This is a genomic window from Arthrobacter sp. NPDC090010, assembly GCF_044748305.1.
Lineage (GTDB): Bacteria > Actinomycetota > Actinomycetes > Actinomycetales > Micrococcaceae > Arthrobacter_E.
Map to the genome: position 1 here is coordinate 196,197 of NZ_JBIVFT010000006.1, position 13,847 is coordinate 210,043.

The following is a 13,847-nucleotide window of genomic DNA, read 5'->3' on the forward strand; positions in this document are numbered from 1 at the left end:
TCTTTACTGACCGACAGTTCGTTTTGTAATACCAGAGAGTACCGGCTTTGTGGGATAAATCACAGGGGGTATCGGTGTGCGTGCCGGCCCCGGAGGCTCGGCGTGGGGAACCTCAGCGTGGGGGGAGTCTCAGCTGGCGCGGCCCAGGTGCCGCAACGGCATCCAGCGGGTGACGAGCCGCTGATACGCCGCGGCTGCGCCCGTCATGTCCCCTTCGGCCAGGCATTCGATACCCAGGCGCACATCGGTGGGGGAATCGTCCGGGTAGACCTTGTCCGCCAGGGCGCCGTAGTCCAGTTCCAGGACGCTGCGAGGGCTGAACCGTTCCAGCCAGCTCACCACGCGCGCCATCTCTTCGAAGAAGTCGAGCTCCGGGGCGCTGAGCGAGAGGGCAGCCACCAGGGACCGGGAACGGCTGATCGCTTCCAGGACCGGGATGTACTGCCGGAGCGTGGCGATGCTTCCATCCCCATGATTGAGCATCTCCTGGCGGTCTCCTTCGTGGAAGAAGATGAACCAGGCGAAGGGCACGCCCCAGGTCGCGGTCCGGGTGAACAGCAGATCCGAATCGACCACACCGGAGTCCACCAAGGTTTTCAGCCGCGCCTGATGCCGTTCCGTGGCGTCGGTCGGCACGATCCTGCGCAGGTTCTCGGCACTCGAACCGTCGCTGAGTTCCTCCGCCGCGAGGGCGGCCCGCAGCACGGCCTGATTGGGGCAGTAGAGCAGGGCGCCCCGCTCGGCTGGGTCGGCGATCACCCGCGCGAGCTCCGCCCGGCTGCCGGGGTAGGGGTCATTGGGCTTGCGCAGCAGGCGGTGGAGGGAGGAGCGCATCTCGCGGCGCTCGACGTCGTCACGCAATGCCCGCAGGCCCGCCGGCGTCGTGGGTGCATCCGCGTCCAGCGCACCGAACTGAGCCACGATGGCGCGGCGTTGAGCCGCGCTGAAAGCCTCCAGGGGCTGGTAGGCGCGGAGGCTGGAGGTGTACGGGAATCCGGTGGGGGAGTCGTACAGGGTCATGGTGTTCCCGGATCCGCAGGGGACACGGATCAGTCCGTGAGCTCGACGATGACCGGGGCATGGTCGCTGGCGCCCTTGCCCTTGCGCTCCTCGCGGTCGATCACGGCGCCGCTGACGCGCGAGGTCAGCGCGGGGGAGGTCATGACGAAGTCGATGCGCATGCCCTCCTTCTTGGGGAAGCGCAGCTGCTTGTAGTCCCAGTAGGTGTAGACGCCGGGGCCGGGGTTCAGCGGGCGGACCACGTCCGTGAAGCTGGCTTCTTCAAAGGCCCGGAATGCTGTGCGCTCCGGCTCCGAGACGTGGGTGAGTCCTTCCTCGATGAAGTAGTCGATGTCCCAGACATCGTCGTCCTGAGGTGCGATGTTCCAGTCGCCCATGAGGGCGATCTGGGCGGCCGGATCGGCGGCGAGCCAACCCTCGGCGTCGTTCTTCAGGGTGTCCAGCCACTCCAGCTTGTACGGCATGTGCTCATCATCCAGGGCGCGGCCATTGGGCACGTAGAGGCTCCAGATGCGGACTCCGTTGCAGGTGGCGGCGATGGCGCGGGCCTCCTGCTCCGGATTCACCCCGCCCTTGCCGAACTCCGGCTGGCCGGGGAAAGTGCGCTCCACGTCCTCCAGGCCTACCCGGGAGGCGATGGCGACGCCGTTCCACTGGCTGAAACCGAAATGCGCCACCTCATAGTCCATGCGCTCGAAGAGTTCCCAGGGGAAGTTCTCGTCTTTGCACTTGGTCTCCTGGATGGCCAGGACATCGCAGTCGCTGCGTTCCAGCCAGGCTTCGACGCGGTCGGCACGGGCGCGGAGGGAGTTGACGTTCCAGGTGGCGATCTTCACGCTCCCAAGCTATCAAAGCGGGCCGACAGTTACAGGCCACGGAATATGCTGCACCCACCCGGGGTTGCCGAGAAGCGTGAGCACACTTTTCACTGAAGCCGTCCTGTCCGCCCCGTCCGGCCAGCTCACGCTGCGCAACCGGACCTTCCTCGCCCCCATGTGCATGTATTCGGTGGACGCCCGTGACGGCGTGCCGACGCCCTGGCACCTGGTCCATCTGGGTGCGCGCGCCGCGGGTGGCTTCGGCATGGTGATCGCGGAGGCCACCGCCGTCGTGCCGGAGGGGCGGATCTCGCCCGAGGACCTCGGCCTGTGGAACGACGAACAGGTGGAGGCCTTCAAGCCGATCACCGCCTTCATCAAGAGCCAGGGTGCCGCGGCGGGTGTCCAGCTCGCGCACGCCGGGGGCAAGGCCTCCACGTACGGCTGGATTCCGCGGTGGGCGTCCCAGGGGCTGACGGGTTCGGTTCCGGTCGACGACGGCGGCTGGACCACCGTGGCTCCATCGGTCACCTCGGTGCACGGGCTGGCCGAGCCCCGTGAGCTGAGCGTGGCAGAGATCCAGGACTCCGTGCAGGCCTGGGCCGCGGCCGCGCGTCGTGCCGAGGCGGCCGGCTTCGACTTCATCCAGATCCACGCCGCGCACGGCTACCTGGTCCACCAGTTCCTGTCCCCGCTGACGAACACCCGCACCGATTCCTATGGCGGCTCCTTCGAGGGCCGGACCCGGTACCTGCGCGAGGTGGTGGCCGCGGTGCGTGAGGCATGGCCGGCCGAGAAGCCTCTGGGTGTCCGGTTCTCCGGCTCCGACTGGGTCGAGGACGGCTGGACCATCGAGGAGACGGCTCGGCTCTCCGTGGAGTTGCGGGCCGAGGGAGTGACCGTGTTCGACCTGTCCAGTGGCGGGATCGGGGCCTACCATGGGCCGACCGGTCCGGGATATCAGATCGCACTGGCCGATGAGGTGAAGAAGGCCCTCGCCGCGGATTCGCTGGAGCGCGGCGTGGAGAACGACGCCTTCGTCACCGCTGTCGGCATGATCACGACGGCTCAGCAGGCCGAGCAGGTGCTGGTGAACGGCCAGGCAGACGGCGTCTCGATCGCCCGTGCGGCGCTCAAGGAGCCGGAGTGGGCCGCCCTCGCCGCCCGGGCTCTGGGTGAGACCGTCGAGGACGCCCCGTTCGCCCCGCAGTACTGGCGCGCGCACTGGTGAGATGAGGGCGGGCGGCTGCTTGAGGGCCTTCCCGGCAGGGGATAGCGGACTCAGCGGGACGCGGACGCCAGGGGAGTCTTGTCCTCCCGGGCGTCCCGGACCCGCTGGCCGGACAACAGGCCCGGCAGACCACGGCCTCGTTCGGTGAACACCAAGGCCCCGAGCGTCGCCAGCACGAACAACGCTTCGAAGAAACCGAAGTAGCTCAGCAGCGCGTAACCGCCGATCCCGCCGAGGAAGCGCAGCAGCCGAGCCGCCCAGCGGGGGAGCGCGCCGCCGTCGTACTCCAATTGCACCGCGTGGTCGCCGACGGTCCTGCCGCTGACCAGCGTGACCATGAGCCAGAGCAGGAAGGTCACGCCCGCGCCGATCCCCACGGAGTAGTGCTCGTCCAGCATCGCCTGCCGGTCGTCCATCACGTACAGCAGGAACGCGCGGATGCCGACGGTGATCGAGGTGCTCAGGAGCGTGAATCCCAGCCAATCGCAGAACATCCCCAGAAGGCGCCGGGGTTTCGTCACCGGCTGGGCGACGGCGGTTGCGGCGGCTTCTCGACGACGGAAGAACGGCAGCGCCACAAGCGAGCCGACGACGGCGCCGAGGGTGTTCGCCATCAGGTCGTCCACGTCGAAGACCCGGTAAGCGCACGGGTAGAGTCCCCAGACCCCGGTCAGCTGAGTGAATTCGATCAGGGCTGAAACCCCGAGCCCGGTCAGCCCTGCCACGAGCACCCCGCGCGACCCCAAGGCCCGGATGAAGAATCCCAGCGGGGCGAAGAGCAGCACGTTGAACGCCACCTGCAGCACCGCGGTGTCCGTGACGGCATTCCTCAGGCCCCCGCCGGAGCGGGACAGCGATTCCTGGATGTCGTGAACGAATCCGAAAGGCTGCAGATTGACCCCGGCGCAGCGGACCGTCTCAGGATCAGGCAGGGGGAGCAGGGTGTAGGTCCAGATCGCCCAGAAGTACACCACGAGTGCGGCCCACAGCAGGGCCCGTCCCAGGGTGAGCCGCCCCCGCCTCCGGTAGCTGGCGGCGACGAAGGGCACGAAGAGGAGTACCCCTGTCACCAGGCCGAGCCCGATGGCGATGATCCCTGACGCGAGTTGGTTCTCTCCCATGGTTCACGAGTATTTCACCGGGCGCGGGGCCGTGTGAGGGGTCTGTGACCGGGGCCACGAGCCCGCTGCTTCGGTGCGAGGCCGCTCACCGAGGGAGCGATCTCACCACCAATCAGCGAGCTCGGCGGAAGGATCCGGGCCGGGGCCGCCGTCCGGCCCAGCGCCGCGTTTCAGCATCACTTCCACCACTTCGCGGACGACGTCGAGCGCCTCCTGAAGCGCCGTGGCGTCGGTCAGGGTCTCCGCCCACTTCCGGTCGAAGGTGGCGGTCGCCTGACGCACGACGCGCTGTGCCTCTGCCGCCGGGGCGGCGGACCAGTCGAACTCGACCGCACGCACGGGAGAGTCCTCGACGGGCGTCGACGGGGTGTCCCTGACGTGCACCGCCTGATCGGTGACCAGGAAACCCACACTCTCCACGCGACGGGCGAAGAGGTTCCGGGCTTGCAGCCCTGCGAAGAGCAGCGCTGTCTCACCCAGGAGCAAGGCCTCCTCCCCGAGATCCGTGCACGCCTGGGTGAAAACCTCCCCGGCCTCCGAGACCGGGTGCTCGCTCAGACCGGGCGCGAACAGCAGGAAACGAACCGGCCCGGTCCTTCGCTGCACCAGCCGGAGCACCTCTTCGGCGACGGGCCTCATCGCATGCCTTCCCTGCGCAACGCCTTCGCGATCGCGGCGGCCCGCGAATCCACGCCGAGTTTGGCGTAGATGTGCGCCAGATGGGTCTTCACCGTCGCCTCTGAGATGAACAGTTTCCGGCCGAGTTCCTTGTTGGAAAGTCCCTGGGTGAGCAGCGTCAGCAGTTCCGCTTCACGCGGCGTGAGAGCCTCGTCGGGGTTGCGCATCTGCTGGAAGAGCCGGCTCGCCACGGGCGCGCTCATATGGCTCTGCCCCTTGGCCGAGCCTCGCACGGCGGCGAAGATCTCATCCGGGGCGGCGTCTTTGAGCAGGTACCCCATGGCACCGGCATCGACGGCCCGCACGATGTCCGCATCCGAATCGTAGGTGGTGAAGACCAGCACGGCCTGCGTCGGGCGCTCGGCCCGGAGCCGCCGGATCGCCTCGATCCCGTCGATGCCCGGCCCCATGGCGAGGTCCATGAGCACCACGTCGGGCCCGTGCTCCAAGGCTGCGGAGAGCCCATCCTCCCCCGAGGAGGCCTCGGCCACCACCTCCAGGTCCGGCTGGGTGCCCAGCAGCGCGCGCAATCCGCTCCGCACGACGAGATGGTCATCCACCAGCAGCACCGTGATCATGCGATTCCTCCCTCTCGATCGCCCGCCGGGATTTCGACCCCGATCACTGTTCCCTCACCTGGCGCGGACTCCACCGCAAAGGTACCGCCCAGCTGCTCCACCCGCTGACGCATGGCCCGCAGCCCGTATCCGCCGTCCGGACCGGGCGCCTGAGTGTCCGCCGGGCGGAAGCCCACGCCGTCGTCGAACACGTCCAGGGTCACGGATCCCGGAAGGAAACCCAGGGTGACGCTCGACGCCGTCGCGCAGGCGTGCCGCTCCACATTCGCCGCAGCGCTCTGGGCGATGCGCACGACGGCGTGACGGACCTCGGCGGCCAGCGGCCGTGGAACGCCGGTGATGCTCACGCGCATGCCGGGCACGTGCCGGTGCACGGCGTCGGCCAAGCCGTCCTCCAACGCCACTTCGGCCTCCCGCGGGGCGGCCAGGTCATGCACCAGCCCCCGGGTTTCGGCGAGATTGACCCGGAGCTGCTCGGTCGCCTGCCGGACCTCCGGGCCGAGCCGCTCCTTCCGGTCGGCTGCCTCGAGCAGCAGCACCGTGCTCGCCAGGCCCTGGGTGACGGTGTCATGAATTTCGCGGGCCACCCGCTCACGCTCCGCCATGGTCCCGGCGGTCCGCTCGGCAGCGGCCTGGCGCGAGAGCGCCGACTCGAGCCGTTCATAGACCAAGGTCAGCACCAGTGCCGCTGCGAGTGGTCCCAGGAGCGCCGCGATGTCCGTGTAGTCACTGAGTTTGAACAGCCCGATGGCGGTGCTCAGTGCAGTCACCCCGGTGGCCAGTGCAGCGGGACGTCCTGTGATCCCCGCCCGGCAGACGAAGAACACTGCGAAAGCGCCCCAGGCGAAGCTCGGGGCCAGGATGACCAGCACGGCCCAGACCGCCACCAGGACCCAGGTGGCCACGGCCTGGGCGGTGCCGCGGGCCCGTACCGCGGCCACGTACAGCAGGCAGAGCACGGCGGCGAGGACCAGGACCGAAGCGCTCTCGTACGGGCCGTGGCGGAGAACGTAACGGATCAGGGACGCCGTCATGAGGACGGCGAATCCACAGTGCACCGCGACGCCCAGATAGCGCTCGCGGATGGGTGCCGGGATTCCGTCGGTCATGGGCCAACTCTACGAGGAGTCCCCGACACGAAAAGCCCCGGGGCGATCCGTCTCATCCTTTTGGCTGAGACGGATCGCCGAAGGCATGAGAAAGCCCGGCCGGAACAGCCGATGTGCCGCGGAGGCGGCGCCGGAAGGATGGATATCAAGAGTTCGCGGGCCTCTGGAAGGCCGGGCAAGCGGAACACGGGATGACCGTGGCATCGGAAAACCCGGCACGCCGGGCCTGCGGACTCAACCACCGGTACACGATCTTCAGAAAGAAGGCACACCATGGCCATGAGCAAGAGCAACGTCAAGATCCTCAGCGCCGCAGCGGCGGCACTCGTCCTCACAGGCGGCATCACGGCAGCGGCGAATGCCGGCCAGGGAGCGACCCCCGAGGCCGCGGCTCAGGCCGCCCCGGCGGCCGTGAAGACCGTCGACATCCCGGCCGGAACCGGCACCACCGTAGCCCAGAACCGGGTGTCCGCGACGGCGTCCGCGAAGGCTGTCCAGGCCGCACTCGCCAAGTGCGTCGGTGACAAGCTCCCGTTCGTGACCGTCTCCGTCGTGGACCGCTTCGGCACCGTACAGGCCGTGCTCCGTGGCGACAACGCTGCTGAGCACACCATCGAAGCATCCAAGCAGAAGGCCTACACTGCCGCCGCATTCGGCGCCCCCACCAGCGAGCTCGCGGGCCGCATCAACGGCAACGGCAAGCCGTCCATCGCGGACCTGCCGGGCACGCTCTTCCTGGCCGGAGGTGTCCCGCTGAAGGTCAACGGTGTCTCGGTGGCAGGCATCGGCGTCGGCGGGGCCCCGGACGGCGCCCTCGACGAGTCCTGCGCGGCAGCCGGTGCCGCAGCGATCCTGGGCAAGTAGAAGAGGCATCATGGAAGCCATGCCTACGCGTGGCGCCGTGTTGAAGGGGAGCCTGGCGGCACTGCTCGCCGGGCTCCTCGCCGCATGCGCGCCCGAGCACGTGAAGGACGACGGCGGGGCGCCCGCAGCGGGCGGTCCGGCGCCGTCGTCGTCCGGAACGGAAGGGACACCGCCCATGAGCAGCACCACGACGCCGTCGTCCGCCGCGTCAGCCGATGCCGGGAAGTCCCGCGCTGCCGCGCGGGCGGCGTTGAGGCCGGCGGAGCGTGCGCGGCTGGATCAGGACCTCATCCGGGCCGCCAAAGCCAACGACCCGGCCCGGGTGAGGCAGCTCATCGCTCAAGGCGGCGACGTCAACGCCAAGGACTCCATTCAGGATTCCGCCTTCCTGTACGCCGGGGCGGAGGGGTTCAACGACGTCCTGCGTCTCACCTTGGCGGCCGGCGCCGAGGTGCGGAGCACCAACCGCTACGGTGGCACGGCCCTCATCCCGGCCTGCGAGCACGGGCATGTGGAGACCATCAGGATCCTGATCGCGGCAGGCGTCCCGGTGAATCACGTGAACAATCTCGGGTGGACCGGCATGCAGGAGGCGATCCTGCTCAACACCGGTGGACCGCGCCAGCAGGAGGCTGTGCGCCTGTTGCTCGCGGCCGGGGCGGATCCTGGGATCAAGGACCCGCAAGGGCGCACCGCGCTGGACAACGCCCGTCGGACGGGGTTCACGGAGATCGCGAAGATCATCGAGACGCACTGAAACGAGACGCACGGGAGGGGCGTCATTCCCGTCGCGTCGAAGCCCGGGGCCGGAGTCTGGCGCGGGTGAGACGAGGTCCCTCCGCCACGCCGGAGGCCAGGAGTTGCTGGAGCATCTCCAGGAGTTCGTCGGCGCAGCGGGACGGGTTGAGCTCGAAGGCGGTGATGGCCGGCCGGCTGGAGCGGGCGTGTTCCGAGTCCGACGCCGCGGCGATCATGGTCTGAGCGGGAACTCCGACGCCGGCGGCTTGGAGCGTCTGCTGCACTCCGGCCGCGTGGCGCCCCGTCATGCACAGCGCGGCCTCGGGAACGCCGTCGGCGAGGATCGCTTCGCCCACGGCCCTTCCTCCGTCGACGCCGGAGCGTTCGGACTGTTCGTAGATCCGTGGCGTGATGCCGTGCGCGGCGCACCAGGCGCGGTATTCGATCTGGAAGTCCCGGTTCCACGCGTTGGTGTCCGTGCCGGAGACCAACACCGCGTGACGCGCCCCGGCTGCTTCGAAATGGCTCAGGAGCTGCCGGGCGGCGAACGGATCATCCTCGGACGCCCAATGGGGGAACTCGGGCCGGCCGGGGATCTTGCCATAGGTCACATAGGGGATGCCCCGGCGTTCCAGCACGGCCGCCACCGGGTCATCCTCGTGCGGACTCATGATGATGTAGCCGTCCATGGAGAAGGCGAGCGGCGGGACGGGGCTGCGGGTCAGGTCCGGCACCAGGGTGATGCTCAGACCCTTGGCCAGGGCCCGGGCCGAGACGATCCCGGCGAAGCGCTCGAACACGTCCACTCCCGCCGGGGTGTAATCGCCCAGGGCGTCGAGGGAGCGCAGCACCAGCCCGATGGCTCCGATGCTGCCCTGGCGCATCCCACGGGCGAACGCGTCGGCCTGGTATCCGAGCTCGTCCGCGACCGCCTTCACCCGGGCCCGGGTCTCCTCGCTCAGGGTTCCCTTGCCGTTCAGGGCGTGCGAAACGGCGGTGATGGACACTCCCGCGCGGCGTGCGACGTCCCGGATGGTGACTCCCTGACCACGTCCCATGACCTGTCCTTTCGTGCTCTCCACCCCCACTCTCATCAGCCACGATGTCCCGCGCAAGCGGCCTTGGTGAAAGGGTGCCCGGACCATGATTGCATAAAACGTTTTGCTTGCCTAACGTGATCTGCATCTCAGAACACGGCGTCTTGGAGGACGAAACCATGGAACTTTTCACCGCAACATCCATCACCCAGGACCCGGCCGAACGCGGCCGTGAACTCGGAGCGGAGTTCGGTGACCGTTTCATCCGGATCGCAGAGCTGTACCTGATGCACTTCGATGCTCTGAAGATCCCCGAGGAGACCGTCCGCCGGATCGCCGAGACCAGCCACGCCGCCCTCTCAGCATGGGCGCCCGGTCTGGCCGCTGAGACGGAGGCGATCGCCGACGCCGTCGGCCTTGAGACCTGGAAGCTGGCCGCCGTCGGCGCCCGCACCGAAGTCCTGGCCGCCGAACCACCGCGCGGTGAGGGTGAGTGCTCCACCGCCGTCCTCGTCGGGCCGGGGCGCGCCCCGGAGACGATGCAGACCTGGGACTGGCACGACTTCCTGGTACCGGACGGTCTCCTCCTGGACTTCGTGGCGGAGAGCGGACACAAGGTCAAGATGTTCACCGAGTTCGGCACTGCGGCCAAGATCGGCGTCAACGATGCGGGGCTGGGCCTGCACTTCAACATCCTGTCCCACCGCACCGACTCGGATCAGGGCGGAGTGCCGGTCCACGCGATCGCCCGCCGCATCCTCGAGGAGGCGTCCACGCTGGACGACGCCGCGCGGATCGCGGGCAGCGCCACCGTCAGCGCCTCCACCGTTTTCACGGTCTTCGAACTCGATGCCGACGGCGGTTCCCGCGCCGCCAGCCTCGAGCTCTCCCCGGCGGGCCTGGCCACGGTGCAGCCGGGCCAGGACGGCTGGCTCTTCCACACCAACCACTTCCTGGATCCGGAACTGTTCGCAGGCGACACCATGCCGGCGGACTCCAACACCGCCGAGCGCTACCAGCACCTCGCCGCCGTCCGGAACACCCTCGCAGATCTGACACCGACCGAGCGGGCCGGCGCCGCGTGCGGTGGCCAGGGTGAGCATGCGGTCATCTGCATGACCCCGGACACCGCCAAGCCCCTCATCGACCAGTGGGGCACCCTCCTGACCATCGGCGTCGACGTCGCAGGCTTCGGCCTGGACTACTTCGCCGGTCGCCCCGATCAGGCCGCCCGGCACGGCCTGGCCCGTTTCTGACACACCTTCCCTCTCGCAAGGATCGACTCATGTCCCACACCCAGTCCTCCCCGGCGTCGACGGCGACGCCCCAGGACCCATCGAACAACGCCCCGAAGCTGGGCGCTCAAGCCACCACCGCGGTGCGCACCTTCTTCATCTCAGGCTTCGGCACGGCCCTGGAGTTCTACGACTTCATCGTCTACGGCCTGGCCGCCGCCTTGGTCTTCCCCACGCTCTTCTTCCCCGCGGCAGACCGCCTGACCGGCACGCTCGTCGCCTTCGCGGCGTTCGGCGCAGGGTTCATCGTCCGTCCGCTCGGCGGAATCGTGGTGGGGCACTTCGGTGACCGCATCGGCCGCAAGTCCATGCTGATCATGACCCTGCTGCTCATGGGTGGCAGCACCTTCCTGATCGGCTGCCTCCCCACCTACCAGAACGTCGGTCTGCTGGCCCCCGTGCTGCTGGTGATCCTGCGCCTGGTCCAGGGCTTCGCGGCAGGCGGTGAATGGGGCGGCTCCTCGCTCTTCGGCATCGAGAACTCCCCGGAGAACCGCCGCGGGCTGTGGGGGAGCTTCACGAGCACGGGCATCGGCATCGGCAGCCTCTTCGGCACCGGTGTCTTCACCCTCATGACGCTCCTGCCGGAGTCCGAACTGACGGCCTGGGCCTGGCGTGTTCCATTCCTTCTGGGTGGACTCCTGGTCCTGGTGGGCATCATCGCCCGCAGCCGCATGCCGCACGAGTCGGTGAACAAGGAACAGGCCCCGCGGGTCCCGCTGCTGGCCGCCATCAGGAAGCACCCCAAGCAGATGCTGCTGGCCATCGGGGTCGCCTTCGGTTACAACACCATCGCCTACATCGGCTCCCTGTTCACCGTCACGTACACGGAGGAGCGCGGCTACACCGACACGCAGTCCCTGCTGTTCCAGGTGGCCGGTTCCTTCGCCTTCATGCTTGCCGCGCCATTCATGGGTCTGCTCTCGGACAGGATCGGGCGCAAGAAGGTCATCGCCGGCGGCGCCGTGATCTACGCGGTGTTCTTCTTCCTGTTCTTCCCCCTGGTGGACGGCCAGATCGTCTTCCTGTCCACTCTCGCCTTCATCCTGGTGAACGTCTTCATGGCCATGCCGCAAGGCTGCATCCCGGCCTTCCTGGGTGAGCAGTTCTCCAAGGAGAGCCGGTACTCCTCCATCTCCGCCACCTATCAGACCGGTGCGGCGCTCGGCGGCGGCACCGCGGCGAGCATCGCCACGGCGCTGTTCATCGCCTTCAACCACGGTTCGCTCGGGATCGCGCTCTACTCGGGTCTGGCCTGCCTGGTTCTCGTCCTGTGCGTCCTCGGCCTCCGGGAGACGTACAAGGTGCCGACGGCGGAACTGGGTGAGACGCCCCGAGCCACGGTCTGACAGCAGGTCCTCCCGGAAAAGGGGTCGCAGATGATTCTGCGGCCCCTTTCGGGCAAGCTAGTGCCATGGAGCCTTCCAGTACCGGCACGTCGCCGGCCCTTCCTGTCCTGTCCACCGCCGAGGTGGAGTTCGAACGCCGGGGGCACGCCGGCGTCGTGACCCTCAACAGGCCGCGCGCCGTGAACGCGCTGAACCACGACATGGTGGCCGCAGTGGACGCGCAGCTGCGCCTCTGGGCGGACGACTCCGCCGTCGAGCACGTGGTCATCACCGGGGCAGGTGAGAGGGGCCTGTGCGCGGGCGGCGACGTGGTCGCGATGTACCGCGACGTGGTCGCCGGTGAGCGTGCCTCTCACGATTTCTTCCGGGCCGAGTTCCGGATGAACTCGCTCATCTTCGGGTATCCGAAGCCCGTGGTCGCGATTCAGGACGGACTGGTGCTGGGTGGCGGCGTGGGCATCTCCGCGCACGCTTCGCACCGGGTGGTGAGTGAGTCCACCCGCATGGGCATGCCCGAGGTCACCATCGGTTACGTGCCCGACGTCGGTGGCACCTGGCTGCTCGGCCATGCGGGTCCCGCGGGCGTGCACGCCGCCATGACCGGCGATCATGTCGGTCCCGGCGATGCCATCCATCTCGGGCTCGCGGATGCCTTCGTGCCGGCCGCGGAGCTGCCGGAGTTCCTGACCTTCCTGGAGACCGAGACGGCCGACGACGCCGTCGCACGCTTCACGCACGCCGCCCCCGAAGCGCGGCTCGCGGCAGCGGACGGCGGCGAGGGCGCTGCGTCCTGGGTGGAGGACTGCTACTCGGGGGCGCTGAGCGGAGACGCCTCGGCCGCGATGATCCTCAGCCGTCTGGAGACCCACCCCGCCGAGGAGGCGCAGACCGCTGCAGCCGGTCTGCGGGGCAAGTGCCCACGCTCAGTGGCCGTGGCCCTGGAAGCGGTGCGACGGCATTCCCGGAGCACCCTGGAGGAAGCCCTGAAGGACGAGTTCAGGGTGGCCGTGCGGTGCCTGGCCTCGCACGACATGCGTGAGGGGATTCGCGCCCAGGTGATCGACAAAGACCGGAACCCGCGCTGGGAACATGCGAGCCTCAGCGAGGTCAGCCAGGAACTGGTGCTGGCGTACTTCGCTCCGTTCCAGCCCGGCGAGACCGACGGCGGCGACTTGACCCTCGGCTGATCCGGCCACGATGCAAGGAGAAGGTGTGGAGAACATCCTGGTGGAGCGGCGCGGACGCGTCACGCTCCTGACACTCAACCGGCCCGAGGCGCTGAACGCGCTGAACCTGGCCACGATGAACGAGGTGGTGGCCGCCGTCCGCGCGGCGGACGTCGATCCCGAGGTGGGCGCGGTCGTCCTGACCGGTTCCCCGAAGGCCTTCGCCGCCGGGGCCGACATCAAGGAGATGGCGTCCAAGGACCATCTGGAGATGTACCGTGCCGATTGGTTCCGTGGCTGGGAGGAGCTCTCCCGGGTGCGCATCCCCGTGATCGCAGCCGTGTCCGGCTACGCGCTGGGCGGGGGCTGCGAGCTGGCGATGATGTGCGATCTGATCATCGCCGCGGAGAATGCCAGGTTCGGTCAGCCGGAGATCAACCTGGGTGTCATCCCCGGCATGGGCGGTTCCCAGCGGCTGACCCGGGCCGTGGGCAAGGCGAAGGCGATGGACCTGGTGCTCACCGGCCGCATGATGGATGCCGCGGAGGCCGAGCGCTCCGGGCTGGTGGCCCGGGTGGTGGCCGCCGATGCACTGCTGGAGGAGGCCTTGGCCGCCGCAGACGTGATCGCCTCGAAGTCCAAGCCGGTGGCGATGATGGCCAAGGAGGCCGTGAACGCGGCCTTCGAGACCGGCCTCGCTCAGGGCGTGGTGTTTGAACGCCGGTTGTTCCACTCACTGTTCGGCACCCCGGACCAGGTGGAGGGCATGGCCGCGTTCCAGGAGAAGCGCCCGGCGGAATTCAACCAGGGCTGAGCTTTTCCCGTTTCACCTCACGCGTGAGG

Annotated in this window: 14 protein-coding genes; 7 read left to right on the forward strand and 7 right to left on the reverse strand. The window is 68.6% G+C overall.

Annotated features, from left to right (window positions below):
* Nucleotides 1-129: 129 nt before the first annotated feature.
* Complete coding sequence (locus ACIPXZ_RS11080) at nt 130-1,020, reverse strand: hypothetical protein (protein ID WP_400593828.1); 891 nt, start codon at nt 1,018-1,020, stop codon at nt 130-132.
* A gap of 29 nt (nt 1,021-1,049) precedes the next feature.
* Nucleotides 1,050-1,856, reverse strand: coding sequence for an exodeoxyribonuclease III (locus tag ACIPXZ_RS11085; protein WP_400593831.1), 807 nt, complete (start codon nt 1,854-1,856; stop codon nt 1,050-1,052).
* A 76-nt stretch (nt 1,857-1,932) separates the two neighbouring features.
* Here ACIPXZ_RS11085 and ACIPXZ_RS11090 point away from each other — a divergent pair, with 76 nt between their 5' ends.
* Nucleotides 1,933-3,069: an NADH:flavin oxidoreductase/NADH oxidase gene (locus ACIPXZ_RS11090; RefSeq protein ID WP_400593834.1), complete on the forward strand. Its 1,137-nt coding sequence runs from the start codon at nt 1,933-1,935 to the stop codon at nt 3,067-3,069.
* A gap of 50 nt (nt 3,070-3,119) precedes the next feature.
* On the opposite strand, the gene ACIPXZ_RS11095 is transcribed toward ACIPXZ_RS11090, so the two are convergent.
* The 4 genes from ACIPXZ_RS11095 to ACIPXZ_RS11110 all read right to left on the reverse strand — a co-directional run bounded on the left by ACIPXZ_RS11095 (nt 3,120) and on the right by ACIPXZ_RS11110 (nt 6,555).
* Nucleotides 3,120-4,190 carry a VanZ family protein gene (locus tag ACIPXZ_RS11095; RefSeq protein ID WP_400593837.1) on the reverse strand — a complete coding sequence of 357 codons (1,071 nt, stop codon included), beginning with the start codon at nt 4,188-4,190 and terminating at the stop codon, nt 3,120-3,122.
* A gap of 102 nt (nt 4,191-4,292) precedes the next feature.
* Nucleotides 4,293-4,829, reverse strand: a complete 537-nt coding sequence (locus ACIPXZ_RS11100; RefSeq protein WP_400593840.1) for a hypothetical protein — start codon at nt 4,827-4,829, stop codon at nt 4,293-4,295.
* Nucleotides 4,826-5,446 (reverse strand): response regulator, encoded by a 621-nt coding sequence (locus tag ACIPXZ_RS11105; protein WP_400593843.1) that lies wholly within the window; start codon nt 5,444-5,446, stop codon nt 4,826-4,828. The genes ACIPXZ_RS11100 and ACIPXZ_RS11105 overlap by 4 nt, the downstream gene beginning before the upstream one ends.
* Complete coding sequence (locus ACIPXZ_RS11110) at nt 5,443-6,555, reverse strand: sensor histidine kinase (RefSeq protein ID WP_400593846.1); 1,113 nt, start codon at nt 6,553-6,555, stop codon at nt 5,443-5,445. Before ACIPXZ_RS11110 ends, ACIPXZ_RS11105 begins: the two co-directional genes overlap by 4 nt.
* Nucleotides 6,556-6,834: 279 nt before the next feature.
* Here ACIPXZ_RS11110 and ACIPXZ_RS11115 point away from each other — a divergent pair, with 279 nt between their 5' ends.
* A complete protein-coding gene (locus ACIPXZ_RS11115; RefSeq protein WP_400593849.1) occupies nt 6,835-7,419 on the forward strand; it encodes a heme-binding protein in 585 nt (194 codons plus the stop codon).
* Nucleotides 7,420-7,438: 19 nt separating this feature from the next.
* Nucleotides 7,439-8,176 carry an ankyrin repeat domain-containing protein gene (locus tag ACIPXZ_RS11120; protein WP_400593851.1) on the forward strand — a complete coding sequence of 246 codons (738 nt, stop codon included), beginning with the start codon at nt 7,439-7,441 and terminating at the stop codon, nt 8,174-8,176.
* Between the two features lie 22 nt (nt 8,177-8,198).
* Here ACIPXZ_RS11120 and ACIPXZ_RS11125 read toward each other — a convergent pair whose 3' ends face one another.
* Entirely contained in the window at nt 8,199-9,215 is a 1,017-nt protein-coding gene (locus tag ACIPXZ_RS11125; RefSeq protein WP_400593854.1) for a LacI family DNA-binding transcriptional regulator, read from the reverse strand.
* Nucleotides 9,216-9,373: 158 nt separating this feature from the next.
* Here ACIPXZ_RS11125 and ACIPXZ_RS11130 point away from each other — a divergent pair, with 158 nt between their 5' ends.
* The 4 genes from ACIPXZ_RS11130 to ACIPXZ_RS11145 all read left to right on the forward strand — a co-directional run bounded on the left by ACIPXZ_RS11130 (nt 9,374) and on the right by ACIPXZ_RS11145 (nt 13,818).
* Entirely contained in the window at nt 9,374-10,450 is a 1,077-nt protein-coding gene (locus ACIPXZ_RS11130) for a C45 family autoproteolytic acyltransferase/hydolase (RefSeq protein WP_400593857.1), read from the forward strand.
* A gap of 29 nt (nt 10,451-10,479) precedes the next feature.
* Nucleotides 10,480-11,838, forward strand: a complete 1,359-nt coding sequence (locus ACIPXZ_RS11135; protein WP_400593860.1) for an MFS transporter — start codon at nt 10,480-10,482, stop codon at nt 11,836-11,838.
* Nucleotides 11,839-11,903: 65 nt separating this feature from the next.
* Nucleotides 11,904-13,025, forward strand: coding sequence for an enoyl-CoA hydratase/isomerase family protein (locus ACIPXZ_RS11140; RefSeq protein ID WP_400593863.1), 1,122 nt, complete (start codon nt 11,904-11,906; stop codon nt 13,023-13,025).
* A gap of 10 nt (nt 13,026-13,035) precedes the next feature.
* A complete protein-coding gene (locus ACIPXZ_RS11145; protein WP_400593866.1) occupies nt 13,036-13,818 on the forward strand; it encodes an enoyl-CoA hydratase in 783 nt (260 codons plus the stop codon).
* The last annotated feature ends 29 nt before the right edge of the window (nt 13,819-13,847 follow it).